This window comes from Citrobacter pasteurii (assembly GCF_019047765.1).
In the GTDB taxonomy this organism is placed as follows: domain Bacteria; phylum Pseudomonadota; class Gammaproteobacteria; order Enterobacterales; family Enterobacteriaceae; genus Citrobacter; species Citrobacter pasteurii.
Genome location: NZ_CP077262.1, coordinates 1,622,443 through 1,639,415, shown reverse-complemented (window position 1 = coordinate 1,639,415; position 16,973 = coordinate 1,622,443). Strand labels below are relative to the sequence as shown.

General features: G+C 55.4%; 13 protein-coding genes. 7 read left to right on the top strand and 6 right to left on the bottom strand.

Annotated elements, in window-relative coordinates; genetic code table 11:
* The first annotated feature begins 648 nt into the window (after positions 1 to 648).
* The gene (csiE, locus tag I6L54_RS07955; RefSeq protein WP_003037652.1) at positions 649 to 1,926 is read left to right on the top strand and encodes a stationary phase inducible protein CsiE; all 1,278 of its coding nucleotides are present in this window, start codon (positions 649 to 651) and stop codon (positions 1,924 to 1,926) included.
* Here csiE and I6L54_RS07950 read toward each other — a convergent pair.
* The 4 genes from I6L54_RS07950 to I6L54_RS07935 form a co-directional block, all read right to left on the bottom strand.
* Positions 1,921 to 3,069: a 3-phenylpropionate MFS transporter gene (locus tag I6L54_RS07950; protein WP_005130290.1), complete on the bottom strand. Its 1,149-nt coding sequence runs from the start codon at positions 3,067 to 3,069 to the stop codon at positions 1,921 to 1,923. The genes csiE and I6L54_RS07950 overlap by 6 nt on opposite strands.
* An 88-nt stretch (positions 3,070 to 3,157) precedes the next feature.
* Positions 3,158 to 4,000, bottom strand: a complete 843-nt coding sequence (locus I6L54_RS07945; RefSeq protein WP_005130292.1) for an aldose 1-epimerase — start codon at positions 3,998 to 4,000, stop codon at positions 3,158 to 3,160.
* Positions 4,000 to 5,439 carry a sugar porter family MFS transporter gene (locus I6L54_RS07940; RefSeq protein ID WP_040233448.1) on the bottom strand — a complete coding sequence of 480 codons (1,440 nt, stop codon included), beginning with the start codon at positions 5,437 to 5,439 and terminating at the stop codon, positions 4,000 to 4,002. Before I6L54_RS07940 ends, I6L54_RS07945 begins: the two co-directional genes overlap by 1 nt.
* Before the next feature lie 72 nt (positions 5,440 to 5,511).
* Positions 5,512 to 8,778: a DUF5107 domain-containing protein gene (locus I6L54_RS07935; RefSeq protein WP_040233446.1), complete on the bottom strand. Its 3,267-nt coding sequence runs from the start codon at positions 8,776 to 8,778 to the stop codon at positions 5,512 to 5,514.
* A gap of 114 nt (positions 8,779 to 8,892) precedes the next feature.
* On the opposite strand from I6L54_RS07935, the gene I6L54_RS07930 reads away from it, so the two are divergent.
* Positions 8,893 to 10,086 carry an ROK family transcriptional regulator gene (locus I6L54_RS07930; RefSeq protein ID WP_040233445.1) on the top strand — a complete coding sequence of 398 codons (1,194 nt, stop codon included), beginning with the start codon at positions 8,893 to 8,895 and terminating at the stop codon, positions 10,084 to 10,086.
* Between the two features lie 3 nt (positions 10,087 to 10,089).
* Here I6L54_RS07930 and hcaR read toward each other — a convergent pair whose 3' ends face one another.
* Positions 10,090 to 10,983, bottom strand: coding sequence for a DNA-binding transcriptional regulator HcaR (gene hcaR / locus I6L54_RS07925; protein WP_040233442.1), 894 nt, complete (start codon positions 10,981 to 10,983; stop codon positions 10,090 to 10,092).
* Positions 10,984 to 11,118: 135 nt separating this feature from the next.
* On the opposite strand from hcaR, the gene hcaE reads away from it, so the two are divergent.
* Genes hcaE through hcaD form a run of 5 tightly spaced genes read left to right on the top strand, consistent with a single transcriptional unit; the run spans position 11,119 to position 15,336 of the window.
* Entirely contained in the window at positions 11,119 to 12,480 is a 1,362-nt protein-coding gene (gene hcaE, locus I6L54_RS07920) for a 3-phenylpropionate/cinnamic acid dioxygenase subunit alpha (protein ID WP_003847087.1), read from the top strand.
* The gene (gene hcaF, locus I6L54_RS07915) at positions 12,477 to 12,995 is read left to right on the top strand and encodes a 3-phenylpropionate/cinnamic acid dioxygenase subunit beta (protein WP_003847085.1); all 519 of its coding nucleotides are present in this window, start codon (positions 12,477 to 12,479) and stop codon (positions 12,993 to 12,995) included. The genes hcaE and hcaF overlap by 4 nt, the downstream gene beginning before the upstream one ends.
* Positions 12,995 to 13,315 (top strand): 3-phenylpropionate/cinnamic acid dioxygenase ferredoxin subunit, encoded by a 321-nt coding sequence (gene hcaC, locus I6L54_RS07910; protein ID WP_005130299.1) that lies wholly within the window; start codon positions 12,995 to 12,997, stop codon positions 13,313 to 13,315. Before hcaF ends, hcaC begins: the two co-directional genes overlap by 1 nt.
* Positions 13,312 to 14,124 carry a 3-phenylpropionate-dihydrodiol/cinnamic acid-dihydrodiol dehydrogenase gene (gene hcaB / locus I6L54_RS07905; protein ID WP_040233439.1) on the top strand — a complete coding sequence of 271 codons (813 nt, stop codon included), beginning with the start codon at positions 13,312 to 13,314 and terminating at the stop codon, positions 14,122 to 14,124. The genes hcaC and hcaB overlap by 4 nt, the downstream gene beginning before the upstream one ends.
* A gap of 9 nt (positions 14,125 to 14,133) precedes the next feature.
* Entirely contained in the window at positions 14,134 to 15,336 is a 1,203-nt protein-coding gene (gene hcaD, locus I6L54_RS07900; protein ID WP_040233436.1) for a phenylpropionate dioxygenase ferredoxin reductase subunit, read from the top strand.
* A 92-nt stretch (positions 15,337 to 15,428) separates the two neighbouring features.
* On the opposite strand, the gene glyA is transcribed toward hcaD, so the two are convergent.
* Entirely contained in the window at positions 15,429 to 16,682 is a 1,254-nt protein-coding gene (gene glyA / locus I6L54_RS07895) for a serine hydroxymethyltransferase (RefSeq protein WP_003037627.1), read from the bottom strand.
* Positions 16,683 to 16,973 lie beyond the last annotated feature (291 nt).

Here is a 16,973-nt window from a genome sequence, read left to right as displayed (position 1 = left end):
AATCCCGGCTCCCGGCCTTTCGGAAACACGTCGGCAATTTTCAGCCGGACCAGCCCGCACCTGACCACCTGTATTTTTATTTGAATATATCTGAACAGCAACGCAGATTTAACTGGAAGTCAGAGCGTTGCAGCGATGACCCCGGTCCGGCTGAAAATCGATGAGGCGTTGACGGCTGACCGGGTCTGCCCGCAGGGATGCGGGCAGAGGGGACGGCCTGCAGGGACGCAGGCTCGACCCCGACCCGACAGGCAGACGGAATAAGACGAATACATCGCGTAGCGACGATTTTCCCGCCGGGAGCCTGGGTTGCAAGGGAGGCGGCGGTGAGCCTCCCTTGCACGTTCACGGGTATCAGTGCTTCAGAGAAATGACGCTGCTGAGGTGAACGGAACCCTTTCTCTGCGATAGCATGTTCATACTTCCCTCCGCCAGCATTCCCCCCTCTGGCATTTTTTTATATCTCAACAAAAAGATAAAACAGTGAAAAAGCGGATTAACGCGCTGCGTTCCACTCCCGCTATCTGTTCCGCACGTTAAAAATTCTGTGACGCTCTCCAGCATTCCTGGTGGAAAGCATTCCATTCCTCAAATCTATGAGCAAACTTTAGCTATTCTTATCAAACATACTTACGGGAGACCCTACAGATGATGTCAACGCTTGCTCCGCCATCTGTACTTTCCGCTCCCCAGCGCCGTTGCCAGGTTCTGCTGACGCTTTTCCTGCCAGGGCAAATCGCGACTACACAAACCTTCAGCAGCCTCAATGGTGTCGATGATGCCACGGTTCAGGAAGATATTATTGGCGCAGGGCTCGAAATCCAGCGCTATCACCGGCTCACGATAGCCACCGCGCAGAATGGTGGCTATGCGATCGAAGGAACCCCGCTAAATCAGCGTCTGTGTCTGTTGCAGTGGCTGCGCCGTGGCCTGCGGATTTGCCCGACTTTTATCGCTCAGCATTTCACGCCCACTTTAAAAATTGCTCTTAAACAACAAGGTATCGCACGTACTCTGTATGACGACACCAATCTGCATGCGCTCATCAATCTGTGCTCCCGGCGCTTACAGAAGCCGTTTGAATGTCGTGACATCCAGTTCCTGCGCTTGTATTTACAATATTGTCTGCTACAGCACCACGCGGGGATCACCCCGGAGTTTAATCCACTCCAGCAACGGTGGGCGCAATCCTGCGCGGAGTATCCGCTCGCCGAGGAAATTGGCCGCCACTGGCAGCGCCACGTCATGCAAAGTGCGCCGCTGGGCGAATCGCTGTTTATGGCGTTGTTATTCTCCATGATCCGCATCCCCGACCCGATCCGCGATAATCACCAGCAGGATCGCCGCCTGCGCCTTGCTATTGCGCGGCTGGTGCTGCGTTTTCGCGAGTATGGCAACGTGCGCTTCAGCGACGAGCAAGGGCTGAATGACCAGTTGTATATCCACCTGGCCCAGGCACTGAACCGCAGCGTGTTTGCCATCGGCATTGATAACACGCTACCGGAGGAGTTCAGCCGACTTTATCCCCGGCTGGTTCGAACTACCCGCGAGGCGATTCACGGCTTTGAAGCGGAATACGATGTCCAGTTTTCCGAAGAAGAGATCGGCCTGGTCGCCGTTATTTTCGGCGCCTGGCTGATGCAGGAGAAGGATTTGCACGAAAAACAGATTATCCTGCTGACCGGTAGTAACGAACAACTTGAAGCGCATATAGAACAACAGCTGCGCGAACTGACGCTGCTGCCGCTCAACGTAAAACACATGCCGATGCAGGACTTTCAAAAAGAGGGAGCGCCGCGTGGCGTAACGCTGATTATTACACCGTACACCACGCCGCTACCGCTGTTTTCTCCCCCGCTGATTCATGCGGATCTGGCGCTTACGTCTCACCAGCAGCAGCAAATCCGCAAAATCCTCGAATCATAACGTTGCAGGCTGCGCCGCCACCTTCGGACGCAGAAAGATTGCCGGAAGTGCCACCAGCGCCATCACCCAGAATACGCCGCTGCCCAGGTTCTGGTACAGATAGCCGGCGAAAACGGTCATGATGGCGATACTGCCGCCCATCGCCACCGCAGAATATACCGCCTGGAGACGAATCACCTCACTGCCCTGTCGCGCAGCAATGTAACGCATCGCCGCCAGGTGGCAGACGGTAAACGTTCCGCAATGCAGGATTTGCACCACAATCAGCCATGGTAGCGCTGTGCTCCAGCCCATCAGACCCCAACGCGCCACGCCGCAAACGGCGGAAAGCAGCAGAAGATCGCGAGCGCTAAAGCGGCGGAACAGCTTGTGGCTAAGCGCAAAAATAATCACTTCCGCCACCACGCCTAAAGACCATAAATAACCCACCGCCGAAGCGGAATACCCGGCAGACTGCCAGTAAATAGCGCTGAAACCGTAATAAGCGGCATGCGCGCCTTGCAACAGACTCACGCAAGCCAGAAAACGCCAGCTTTGGGTTATTAGCGCGCGCCAGGCGGGCCATCCCGCGCTCTCCTGCTGACGGTTCTCCCCCGCTGGCTGTACGCTTGGGCGGATCATCATCCCCAGCAGCATTGATGCCACACCAAGCGACAGCAGGACCAGGATAATCCGATAGTCAAACAGGCTCACCAGCTTGCCGGTCAACGCAGAGCCGATCACAAAGGCCACGGATCCCCACAGCCGTACCCGACCGTAGTCCATGGTTATCTGTTTTTGCCAGGTGTTGGCCAGTGCGTCGGTCAGCGGCACCAGCGGCGAGAAAAACAGGTTAAAGCCGACCATCACCACCATCAGCCACGCCACGTTAGTCCCCGCCCAGAAGGCCAGCGCAAACATCAGCGTCAACAAGGCCAGAATACGTAACGCTGAGATCAGACGAGAGGGATCGCTTACGCGCGGCGCAATCAGTAAACTGCCGAGAAAACGGGCAATCAGCCCAGTCCCCAACAGTAAACCAATCGTTTCCGGCGTCAGCCCCAGCCCTTCGAGCCAAACGCTCCAGAAAGGCAGAAAAATACCGTAGCTAAAGAAGTAGGTGAAATAACCGAGCGCCAGCCAGCGCGTGGAATGCAAAGCCATGAATCCCTCCCGTTTGGTGGCGATAGTCTGGCGACAAACGCAGGCTGGCGCAAGAGAGCATTAACAGGCAGATAACATGATATTTGCCCTATTCGACGCAAATTTGCATCGCAAAATGACAGCGTTCACCCTGCGCTAAAACCTGCAACCCCGGCTGCCCCGGCATGTGGTGGGCATTCACCGGATGCGTCTGCGGCTCCAGACACAGGAACGGCTCACCCGACATTCTGAACAGCATCAACCATGGAGTTTGCGCTAAAATCGTGACTTTCATCACATCTCGCTGAATAACGGCCCGTCCGCTCCAGCCGGAATAGCCGACGTTCAGCCAGCTATCCTCACCGTATTGCGCACGCATGAAATCCGCCGCAGGTGGAATGACACGTTGCCATTCCTGCGGCAGATGCTGTTCTCCCTCCGGCCAAAAGCCGCTGGCGGTGAACTGCGCCGTACTGCGTTTATCAAAGGCGAAAAACGGATGAAATCCACAGCCATAGATCATCGGCTGCTCACCGCAATGGGTAAGCGTCAACGAGGCGTGCAGGCTGGACGCTTCCAGTTGATAACACAGCTGCGCCGTATAGTCGTAGCCGCAGGGGTGCCAACTACGCAACTGCAGCAAACAGCCGCTTTGGGTCGCGGTAACCACCTCCCAGCGCTTCAGCCAGCCGTCGCCGTGCAGGAAGAAGGTGTCGTCTGCATCATGCTGAGGTAAAACCACCTGTTCACCACGCAGCAGGAAGCGATTGCCCACCACCCGATTAGCCAGCGGCAGCATAGGGAACATACCGCAATCATCCGGTCGCTGCCCCAGGCCTTCGCGTAAAACGGCCTGTTGATGTTGTACCGACACCAGACTCAGTAGCGAACCGCCCTGCGGATCGACGCACATCCGCAGATGTGCGTTTTGTAGCGTTAACAGACCCTCCATTAGCGGGCGCTTCGCGGTTGGGCTGATGCGACAACTTTCGTATGCTGCGCCGCCAGCTGTTCCTCCAGCGCTTCCAGCGTCACGCCTTTGGTTTCCGGTACATTACGCAGAACATAGATGAAGCCCATCGCGCAAATCACACCGTACAGCAGGAAGCTTCCCGACGCGCCCAGGCTCGCATTGAGCAGCGGGAAGGTATAGGTCAACAGGAAGCAGGCAATCCACAGCGCCAGTGTACCGAGCGACATTGCCAGCCCGCGCACGCGGTTGGGAAAAATTTCTGATAGCAGCACCCAGGTCACCGGCGCCAGCGTCAGAGCATAAATCGCGATTGCCGCCAGCACCAGAACCAGAACCGGCCAGCCCATAATGCCCAACCCGTACGCCCCGGCAATCAGTACGTAGATAACCGTCAATCCTGACGCGCCGAACAGCATCAATTTACGACGGCCAATTTTGTCCACTAACGGCAGAGCGGCAAGGGTAAAGACCAGATTGATGATCCCCGTCGCCACGATCGATTTTAACGTACCGTTGATGTCGAATCCGGCAGAGGCGAAGATCTCCTGCGCATAGTTGAAAATAACGTTGATCCCACACCACTGCTGGAACACCGCCAGCACCATGCCAATAATCACAATCGGCTTGATCTGCGGTTGTAACAGCGTTGACCACGCGACCTTGTGGTTATCTTTTTGCAGCGTATGTTCAATCTCTTTCAGCGTTTGCCCGGCATATTCCGCCGAACCAATGCGCTGCAGCATGGCACGCGCACGATCGACTTTGCCTGCTTTCACCAGCCAGCGCGGCGATTCAGGTACAAAGAACATCAGCACCAGGAAAATTACCGCAGGCACTAATTCAGCACCAAACATCCAGCGCCAGCCTGTCTGACCGTTCCAGCTTTCAACAATTGCCTGCTGCGTAGCGCCTGTGGCAACAGGTTCGGCAATCATCAGGTTGATAAGCTGCGCCGCCAGCACGCCAATGACGATGGTGAGCTGGTTAACGGCAACAAAGCGACCTCGCTTTTCAGCGGGGCTGACCTCGGCGATATACAGCGGACTTAGCGCAGACGCCAGACCAATCCCCACGCCGCCCACAATGCGATAGACAATAAACATATCGAAGTTACTGGCGACGGCAGTTCCCCATGCAGAAGCGCTAAAGAGGATCGCTGAAAGAATTAGCGGCATTTTTCGGCCAAATTTATCGGCGCACCAGCCGGAAATCAGTGCGCCAAAGATACAACCAACCAGCGCGGAACTCATCGCCCAGCCGGATTGCGCCGGATCGGTAATCGAGAAATATGCTTCATAGAAGGGTTTTGCCCCGCCGATCACCACCCAGTCATAGCCAAACAGTAAACCTCCGCAGGCCGCAACCAGGCAGATAGTCCAGACATAACCAATCTTTAAATGTGTCTGCGCGTTATTCATTATGATTCCTCTTTCAGGGAAACGCAGGGTACAGAGTGTTTTGGGTGAGGTCGCCCCCACCCGTTTAGGGTGTTACTGGAAAAGCCTTACGTTAATGGCGTGACGCAGCAGTAATGCCTTGTCATGTGCCGGATTGAGTTGCAGGAGTTCATCAAGTTCACGCTGACAGGCGGCGCTATTTCCTAGCCCCAGATGCCCAAGCGCATTGATAAACAGGCAGTGTTGCTGGTGTTTTGCTTGTGCTGAGGTATCCAGCACCACCAGATCGGGTAGCGATACGGCAAAGAAATCAACATCCGGTACGTTGTCGTGATGCGACTCAACCCATTGCAGGAAGCTGTTGAACAGAGCGTCCGCCTCTGCATCATCGCCAAGTTTTCTCTGCGCCATACCCTGCCAGAAGAGATAGTCCACTGGCTGGTCGTTGTAGTAACGTCCGGCATCCAGTGAGCTTCCGCCGCGCGTCGCACGGGAGAAGTAGCGCTGAGATTCTTCGAAATGGCCTTGCAACTGCGCGCAATACCCCAGCAAATACCAGATGTCGTTATCCGTTTGCCCTGGCAAACGGCCTTCCCCGAGGTTTTGCGGATAGTGCAGCGCCTGTTGCAGTTGCGTAATAGCAGTTTGCGGGTCGCCGGACTGCACGGCAGCCAGCGCGCGATGCAATTGATTAAGCAGGTATTGCCCGGTAGCTTTGCCTTCACCGCCTTCCCACGGATGGAACACCCGCTCACGTAACACTGCGGCGGCATCGTCATAGCGCCCCAACCCATTCCACAAGCTGAGCAGCTCCACCGTCAGATCATCACGCAGGAAGACAATCTCTTTGCTGGCTTCCAGCCGCTGCAGGCGCTGTTCAGCCGGTTGTGCCATCAGCTTGTTGAGATAGTCGAGTTCAAACAGGAAGCGGGCATTTTGCGGCTCCAGTGCAACAGCCTGCGACAGATACTGTTTCGCCTGCTGCGCATCGTGCAGTTTGTTCCAGGCGTAGATCCCCAGTAAACGATGCGCTGGAGCGAAATCCGCTTCCTGCGCAAGCGTGAACTGCCAGCAGGAAACCGCCTCGGCATAACGCCGTTTGCTGTACCAGAAACAGCCGAGTAAATAGCGAGCAAAAGCGCTTTGCTCAAGAGTTTGCAGCATCTGCACTTCATCCAGCGTATTCGGGAAACGCACGCGGTTTTGCAGACACTCACGAGCACGTTCAATGAAGGGTTGTGGATTATCGCTCAGCGAGGCGCGCCACAGCATCGGCAGCGTTTCCTGGCTGTCGAGCAGTTCCAGCACGCCACGGGCAGCATCCTTTTGCCCCAAAGAGGTCAGCCAGCCTGCCAGTTCACACGCGTTGGTCCCACGCCGCCCGGTAATCGTGATCAGCGCAAGCGCTGTCGCTTCATCCTGGCAGATAGCCCAGCGCGCATAGTGCAGGGTATAGCTCAGCGGATAATCCACCAGCTGTTGGCGAATGTAGTCCAGCGCTTGCGCATTGCGATCAAGCTTTGCCAGCGCCAGCGCTTTTAGCCCCATCGCCAGGTTGTTACTGCCGTTAAAGCGTAAGCTCTGCTCGACCTTTTCCAGTGCACCGGCGTAGTCCTGACGCTTCATCGCCAAACGCGCTAACGACCAGAAAGCCGCATCCCGGCAGTTGCCGCTCCAGCTGGCCTTATAATAATTATCCCACGCGCTGTCATCATCGCCCTGACGTTCCTGTGCGGCGGCCAGCAGCATACTCGCCTCGCCATCACGCGGGTTTTTATTGAGCTTATGCGCCCGCTCCAGCGCTTTGTCCGCGCAATGTTCTGCCAACGCCCAGTCCGCGCGGTTTAGCGCCAGCGTCCCCAGGGCCACATTATTGCGGTAATCGAGCGGGTCAACCTCCAGCCCGCGGCGATAATAATCTTCGGCATAGCGGCTGGCGTGGTTGTACTGCTCCAGATGCTGGCCAATAAAATAGAGTTCGTCGGTATTAGACAGCGCTTCTGGTCGTGCTGGCGCGACGGCCGCTGAAGGCAGTGGTAACTCTTGCGCGATGTGCTCTTTGTACTGCAAAAGCGCAGTGCCATCGGCGCCAGTGACAGTCATCGTTACCCGCGCATGGTTATTGTCAGACACATCAGCCAGCCAGCTTTGTCCGGGCTCCAGGGTCAGCGTATGCTCATAGAACGGTTGCCCATCGGCAGAAAGCGTAATCTGCACGTCGCACAGCGGCGCAATGGCATAAACGCCCACAGAAAGCTGGTTACTCTCACGTACCAGGCGCAGCGCCAGCTGCGTGCTGGCGTTTTGCACCATGCCCAGTTCGCTGTAGGGCAGGAAATTTTGTACGAAGACTTTCTCTTCATACGGCGCAAGCCAGGTGAAATCCGGCTGGTTATCGGTAAAGACCCCGGTCATCAGTTCAATATACGGACCGTTGTCATCGGTAAGGTTACGATCCCAGGCAACGCCAAAGTCGCCATAGCCCCAGGTCCACTGTTTTTTCCCCGGCGAAACGTGGTGATCGGCCACATGCAGCAGCCCGCCTCGCTCACCGTGATGCCATGCGCCAACAAAATCATAATCTGATTTTTCAGCCATGTAGGAGGTCGGTACCGGAACATTTTTGTAGCGCGAGATATCCACGCCAGCCGAGTAGTCCACTTTATAGTATGTGCCGGTGGCGATGGGAAACGCAGAAACATCGCGCTTACCGTGGTCGAATACTGCGGTCACATCTGGCGGAAACACGCTCTGGTGATCGTCGCCGCCCTTCACCGCTGGATTCGCCCACCATAAAAAATGGCGCGGCGTGGCGTTACCGTTAAACACCTTCCCGGTTATCTCGATCAGGGCGCGATCCGGATACAGCGTAAATCCGGTCATTACCTGTAAACCGCGCATAGGTTCTATCTCACCCATCCATACGGTATATTCGCCGTGTTCACCCTGTTGCTGCGTAAAATCGACCGGCATAAAAGTGGTTGGGCGATGATGCTGTGGCCAGTTAAATTCAATGCCGCCAGAGATCCACGGCCCAAGCAGGCCGACCAGAGCGGGTTTCACCACTTCGTTGTAGTAGACAAAATCGCGCTGCTGTACTTTGTCATACGCTCGATGAATACGCCCGCCTAACTCCGGCAACAGCATGACGCGAATGAAGTCATTCTCCATCCACACCGCCTTGTAGTCGCGCATTTCACGTTTGCCGGTCAGCGTATCAATCACGCCATACGGGTACACCGCGCCAGAAGATCCCTGATAAACCCTTTTCTCCAGAAACATGGGGTTAGCGTCTTCTTCACCCGCCGTCCACGTTGGGAGGGTGATCGTTTCTTGCCAGACTTTAACTGAACCGTACATGCCGCTCTCCACTCAATAAACAAAAGTAAAAATTCAACTTGATGCTATTCTGCGGCAGTTAAGTGGCGTTAAAATGCGCAATGCTCACGCAATATAGTTAAGAGAGTTAAGTGAATGCAGCGTTCGGGGTTCAACAACGCCAGGGTTCGTCAGGCGAATAAGCAGATCTTTTTGTCGCACCTGTGGCGGGAAAAGCAGCTCAGCAAGTCACAGTTGGCGCAGCTCACCAGCCTGTCGATCCCGGCGGTCAGTAATATCCTCGAAGAGCTGATGGATGAAGGGAGAATCAGTCATTCGCGAGAAACCTTAAGCCAGCGCGGTTTGAGCAGCGGCAGCTATCATTTGCCAGAAAAAGGCGCATGGACGCTATGTATCAACGTCACCCCTACCAGTATCACCAGCCAACTGGCGGACGCGCGGCTGGTTGCCATCGGCGACTGGCGTCATGAGGTCATTAAACCGGAAACCCCCAAAGCGCTGCTGTCGGCCCTGGCTGCACACTGGCGGGAATACCGTCGACAATTTCCCGAGGTCACGATTAATCTGGCGCTCGGGGTTCACGGTCAGGTTGATCCGATCACCGGCGCATCAAAAACCATGCCCCAGGCTCCGTGGAAAACACCGGTGGAGATAAAATATCTGCTGGAAGAGATGCTCGGCGTACAGGTCCGCCTGGACAATGACTGCGTAATGCTGGCGCTGGCCGAAAAATGGCAAAACCCAGCGGCTAACGGTGATTTTTGCGTGATTAACGTTGATTACGGCATTGGTTCATCGTTTGTGATTAACGACAATATCTGGCGCGGTAGTCTGTATGGCAGCGGTCAGATTGGACACACCATCATTCATCCCGATGGAGTTGCCTGTGACTGCGGTCGCTATGGCTGTCTGGAAACGGTAGCGTCATTAAGCGCGTTGAAAAAGCAGGCTCGCGTGTGGATGAAATCGCAGCCGACGCCCCTTTACGATCCGGAAACGCTCACCACCGACCAGCTTATTACTGCCTGGCAGAACGGTGATGTTCGTATTCAGGCCTGGGCCGAGCATGCCGCCAGCGCCATCGGGTTAAGTTTATATAACTTTCTGAATATACTGAATATTAACCAGATATGGTTGTACGGTCGTAGCTGCGCTTTTGGCGATAGCTGGCTCAATACCTTGGTGCAGCAAACTGGGTTTAACCCGTTTGATCACGGTGATAACCCGCGCGCCAGAGCGACTCAGATAAGCTTCGGCCAGCTCAATCGCGCCCAACAACTCATGGGAATTGGCTATCTGTATGTCGAGTCGCAGCTCAGCGAGTTGTAGCCATTACGCCGTCAGGCTCACGGCCAAACGTTCATGTACCGTGGCGATAAAATCGGTCAGTGCCGGTTTGAGCGGTCCTTTTTTCCACGCCATCAGCAACGCAATGGTTGGGGCATCGCCAACAATAGGGCGAAAAACCACCTGCCCGGTATTAAAATTATTCATATAACCGGGTATCAAAGTCACTCCCAGTCCCATACCGACCAGGTTCATCGTCACCAGAATATTGGTCGCCACCTGCACAATATTGGGCTGGCTTTTCTGCTGCTGAAACCAGTTTTTGACAATCTTCGCTAATGCGCCGGAATACGCGGGATCGGTGCTGACAAAGTTCACTCCGTGCAGTTGCTCTGCGGAGATCGCTGGCTCATTGGCTAACGGATGATTCACCGGCAACACCACCACCAACGGCTCATGAATGAGCTCCAGATAGTCCAACTCCGGGCTGTATACCGGGTGGCGCATTAAGCCAACGTCCAGCTCACCGCGCAGGATCCTCTCCTCCTGCTCGGTGGTTATCAAACTCACCAGTTCAATGTGCGTATCCGGCTGCTTTAAACGAAACAAAGGCAGCACCTTCGGTAGCAAATTCACCTCTGCGGAAGGGACAAAACCAATGGAGAAATGATTATCTTCCTGCACCGTTTTACGGGCGCGAACTTTGGCGTTTTCCGCCTGTTCGAGGATCGCCAGCGCATCCTGTAAAAAGCATTCTCCCGCCGCCGTCAGCGCAACTTTTCGCTTATCCCGCACCAGTAACGAAACGCCTACGCAGGTTTCCAGATCGCGGATCTGACTGCTTAACGACGGCTGGGAGGTATGCAATTTTTCTGCCGCTCGGGTGAAATTCAGCGCCTGCGCCACCGCCACAAAATAGCGTAAGTGCCTCAGTTCCATGCCCTGCTCCTTGTTATCGAAAAAATGTCTCAACTGGTAGAAATTTACTATTTCACAGATTGATAACTAACCAGCAACATCCTTATGGCACAAAAAATGAAGGTCAATACATCTTAGCTTTCAGGATTAAAAAATATGACCACACCCTCAAATTTAGACATCTACCAACTGATCGACACGCAAAACGGTCGCGTTACCCCACGAATTTATACCGACCCTGAAATTTACCAACTGGAGCTGGAACGCATCTTCGGGCGCTGCTGGCTGTTTCTCGCCCACGAAAGCCAAATCCCCAAACCCGGTGATTTTTTTAACACTTACATGGGCGAAGATGCCGTGGTAGTCGTCCGCCAGAAAGACGGCAGCATCAAAGCGTTTCTCAACCAGTGCCGCCACCGCGCGATGCGCGTCAGCTACGCCGACTGCGGCAATACCCGCGCCTTCACCTGCCCGTATCACGGCTGGTCTTACGGTATTAACGGCGAGCTGATCGACGTCCCGCTGGAGCCGCGCGCTTATCCGCAAGGTTTATGCAAATCCCACTGGGGGCTGAACGAAGTGCCTGGCGTAGAGAGCTACAAGGGACTGATTTTCGGTAACTGGGATACCTCCGCGCCTGCGCTTGGCGATTATCTCGGCGACATCGCCTGGTATCTCGACGGCGTACTCGATCGTCGTGAAGGCGGCACCGAAATCGTCGGTGGCGTCCAGAAGTGGACCATCGATTGTAACTGGAAATTCCCCGCCGAACAGTTTGCCAGCGACCAGTATCACGCGCTGTTCAGCCATGCCTCTGCGGTGCAGGTGCTGGGAGCGAAAGACGACGGTAGCGATAAGCGCCTCGGCGATGGTCAGACCGCCCGCCCGGTGTGGGAAACCGCCAAAGACGCGCTACAGTTCGGTCAGGACGGGCACGGCAGCGGATTTTTCTTTACTGAGAATCCTGATGCCAACGTCTGGGTCGATGGTGAGGTCTCCAGCTACTACCGCGACACCTACGCGGAAGCCGAACAACGCTTGGGCAAGGTTCGCGCCCTGCGTCTGGCCGGTCACAACAACATTTTCCCCACGCTTTCCTGGCTCAACGGTACCGCCACGCTGCGCGTCTGGCACCCGCGTGGGCCGGACCAGGTTGAGGTGTGGGCGTTCTGTATTACCGATAAAGCCGCCTCTGATGAAGTGAAAGCCGCGTTTGAAAACAGCGCCACGCGGGCTTTTGGCCCCGCCGGGTTCCTGGAGCAGGACGACTCGGAAAACTGGTGTGAAATTCAAAAACTGCTGAAAGGTCATCGCGCACGCAACACGAAATTGTGTCTGGAAATGGGGCTTGGCCAGGAGAAACGTCGTGAAGACGGCATTCCGGGGATCACCAACTACATCTTTTCGGAAACCGCCGCGCGTGGCATGTACCAACGCTGGGCCGATTTGCTCAGCAGCGAAAGCTGGCAGGAAGTGCACGAGAAAACCGCCGCTTACCAGCAGGAGGTGATGAAATGAGCACGTTAGTTTCTCTCGAACTGCATCATCGCATCAGCCAGTTTCTGTATGAAGAAGCGCGTATGCTCGACGACTGGCAGTTTCGCGACTGGCTGGCGCAACTGGATGACGACATTCGCTACACCATGCGTACCACGGTCAATGCCCAGACGCGCGACCGTCGCAAAGGCGTGCAGCCGCCGACCACCTGGATTTTCAACGACAACAAAGACCAGCTTGAGCGCCGCATCGCGCGGCTGGAAACCGGCATGGCCTGGGCAGAAGAACCGCCGTCGCGTACCCGTCATCTGATTAGTAACTTACAAATCAGCGAAACTGACGTGCCCGACGTGTTCGCGGTGCGCCTCAACTATCTGCTGTATCGCGCGCAAAAAGAGCGCGATGAAACCTTTTACGTCGGCACGCGCGTGGACAAAGTCCGTCATTTGCCCGGCGATGAGTGGCGCTTACTGGCGCGTGAGATCGTGCTGGATCAAGCGGTGATCACCTCCCATAACCTGAGTGTACTGTTCTGATGAGTCGTGTATTTGCCTGCCCTGTAGGGGATTTGCCGGAGGGTGAAGCGCTCCGGCTGGAAACCTCGCCCGTCATCGCGCTGTTCAATGTTGGCGGCGAGTTCTATGCCATTAACGATCGCTGTAGCCACGGTAACGCCTCGATGTCGGAAGGTTATCTGGAAGACGACGCTACGGTGGAATGCCCACTGCATGCCGCCAGCTTCTGCCTGAAAACCGGCAAGGCGTTATGTTTACCCGCCACCGATCCGCTGACCACCTACGCAGTATATGTGGACGGTAGCGATGTGTTTGTTGATATTCCGGAGGACGCCAGATGAGCGATTTACGCGATAACGTGGTCTTTATCACTGGCGGCGGCTCCGGCCTTGGTCTGGCGCTGGTCGAGCGTTTCATCGAAGAAGGTGCGCAGGTCGCCACGCTCGAACTGTCGCCAGCTAAAGTTGCCAGTCTGCGTCAGCGCTTTGGCGAACATGTACTGGCAATCGAAGGCAACGTCACCTGCTACGCCGACTATCAGCGTGCGGTCGATCAGATCCTCACCGCGTTTGGCAAGCTGGACTGTTTTATCGGTAATGCGGGCATATGGGATCACAACGCCTCGCTGGTCAATACGCCTGCAGACGTACTGGAGAGCGGCTTTCATGAGCTGTTTAACGTCAACGTGCTGGGTTATCTGCTGGGCGCGAAAGCCTGTGCCCCGGCACTGATCGCCAGCGAAGGCAGCATCATCTTTACTCTGTCCAACGCCGCATGGTATCCCGGCGGCGGCGGGCCGTTGTATACCGCCAGTAAGCACGCGGCCACCGGGCTGATTCGCCAGTTAGCCTACGAACTGGCGCCGAAAGTGCGGGTGAACGGCGTCGGTCCATGCGGCATGGCGACCGATCTGCGCGGCCCACAGGCGCTGGGGCAAAGCGATACCTCAATTATGCAGTCACTGACGCCGGAAAAAATCGCCGCCATTCTGCCGCTCCAGTTCTTCCCCGACCCAGCCGACTTTACCGGGCCATACGTGATGCTGGCGTCGCGTCGCAACAACCGCACATTAAGTGGCGTGATGATCAATGCCGATGCCGGGCTGGGTATTCGCGGTATTCGCCACGTCGCCGCTGGTCTGGATCTCTGAGGAGGCGTTATGAACAAAAAAACTATCGCTATCGTCGGCGGCGGTCAGGCTGCTGCTATGGCTGCCGCCGCACTGCGCCAGCAGGGATTTGACGGCGAATTACACCTGTTTTCCGATGAGCCGCATCAGCCGTACGAACGCCCGCCATTGTCCAAAGCTATGCTGCTGGACGACGCCCCGCAGCTACAGCCGGTGCTAAACACGGCCTGGTGGCAGGAAAATAATGTTCATCTGCATCTGAACGTGACTATCCAGACGCTCGGTCGCCAGACACATCAGCTAGTGCTGGCTGACGGCCAGGTTTATCCGTGGGATCAGCTACTGATTGCCACGGGAGCGGCTGCTCGTCCTCTTCCACTGCTGGATAAACTGGGCGATCGCTGCTTTACTCTGCGCCATGCTGGAGACGCCGAACGCCTGCGCGATGTGCTACAGCCGGGTAAGGCTATCGTGATCGTCGGTGCGGGCACCATTGGCCTGGAACTGGCGGCCAGTGCGACCCAGCGCGCCTGCCGGGTAACCGTGGTCGAGATGGCGTCGTCGGTGATGGGCCGCAACGCCCCTGCTCCTGTGCGCGATTACCTGCTTGCCCGCCACCAGCAGGCGGGCGTGCGGGTGTTACTTAACAGCGCCATTGAACACGCCGAAGCGGGAGAGTTTCTCTCGCTGACGCTGCAAAACGGCGAGACGCTGCTGGCCGATGCCGTAGTTTACGGCATCGGTATCGTGGCGAATGATGTACTGGCTTGCGAAGCAGGGCTGGAGACGGCTAATGGCATTATCGTTGATACCGCCTGCACCACGACCGACCCGGACATTTTCGCCGCCGGTGACGTGGCACTCACTCGCCAACCGGACGGTTCGCTACGCCGGGTGGAAAGCTGGGAAAATGCCAATAACCAGGCACAGATTGCCGCCGCCGCAATGCTAAATCTGCCGTTGCCGGAAAAGACACCAGACTGGTTCTGGACCGACCAATTTAATGACAATCTACAACTTGTTGGCGATATGCAGGGAGAAAGCTGGCTCATACGCGGTAATTCAGATGCGCATAAAGCAATATGGTTTAACCTACAGGATGGCGTGATTGTCGGCGCAGTAACGTTGAATCAGGGGCGAGAAATACGTTTATTGAGAAAATGGATTCAGGCAAAGAAAAAGCCACCAATGGCGGCTTTAGTCGATGAAACAATGTTGCTTAAGTCAATATAACTGCCGGATGGCACGTCGTTTATCTGGCCTACATGTGAGTTACCTGTAGGCCGGATAAGGTGTTTACACCGCCATCCAGCAATCAGTATGGCTTACGCGTAAACCGGGAAGCGTGCGCAGATATCCAGAACTTTACCTTTGACGCGCTCGATTACGGCTTCGTCATTGATGTTGTCCAGCACGTCACACATCCAGCCAGCCAGCTCTTTCGCTTCCGCTTCTTTGAAGCCACGGCGAGTGATTGCCGGAGAACCGATACGGATACCGGAAGTCACAAACGGGCTCTTCGGATCGTTCGGCACGCTGTTTTTGTTGACGGTGATGTTAGCGCGGCCCAGCGCGGCATCAGCTTCTTTACCGGTCAGGTTTTTATCAACCAGATCCAGCAGGAACAGGTGGTTTTCAGTACCGCCAGAAACCACTTTGTAGCCACGGTTCAGGAACACTTCCACCATCGCTTTGGCGTTTTTAGCAACCTGCTGCTGGTAAACCTTGAACTCAGGCTCCATTGCTTCTTTCAGCGCCACGGCTTTCGCCGCGATCACGTGCATCAACGGGCCGCCCTGCGCGCTTGGGAACACCGCAGAGTTGAGTTTTTTGTACAGCTCTTCATCACCGCCTTTCGCCAGGATCAGGCCGCCGCGCGGACCCGCCAGCGTTTTGTGGGTGGTGGTGGTGACAACGTGTGCGTGTGGAACCGGGTTCGGGTAAACGCCTGCGGCAATCAGACCCGCAACGTGCGCCATGTCAACGAACAGGTATGCGCCGATGCTGTCAGCAATTTCACGCATTTTGGCCCAGTCAACCACGCCAGAGTAAGCAGAGAAACCGCCGATGATCATCTTCGGCTTGTGCTCTTTGGCCTGCTTCGCCATGTCTTCGTAGTCAATTTTACCGGACTCATCAATACCGTAAGGGATGATGTTGTACAGTTTGCCGGAGAAGTTAACCGGGGAGCCGTGAGTCAGGTGGCCGCCTTGTGCCAGGTTCATACCCAGAACGGTATCGCCCGGTTGCAGCAGAGCGGTGTAAACAGCGAAGTTAGCCTGAGAACCAGAGTGCGGCTGTACGTTAGCGTAGTCAGCGCCAAACAGCTCTTTGGCACGATCGATAGCCAGTTGCTCAACGATATCAACGTACTCGCAACCGCCGTAGTAGCGCTTGCCCGGATAACCTTCAGCATATTTGTTGGTCAGCTGAGAACCCTGCGCCTGCATAACACGCGGGCTGGTGTAGTTTTCGGAGGCGATCAGTTCGATGTGCTCTTCCTGACGTACTTTTTCCTGCTCCATAGCCTGCCACAGTTCGGCATCATAATCGGCAATGTTCATTTCACGCTTTAACATCCGCATCTCCTGACTCAGCTAACAATAGAATTTCGGCCTAAAAAGGCAGTCCCTAGGACTTCGGCCAACAGTATAACCGAATCATTCTTCGATAACAGGTCTTGACAAAGGATTTTACGCAAACGATTACCTTCACGGCACGCAAGGCTTTGGAGAACAAAGGTCTGCTGAATTTCAACGGATTTCTTTTCAGGTTTGTGATGCAGATTTTTCACGATGTAACCTTTACAACGCAAAGTTACAAAGAACCATTTACAATGCAGGGGTATTTTTTATAAGATGTATTTGACA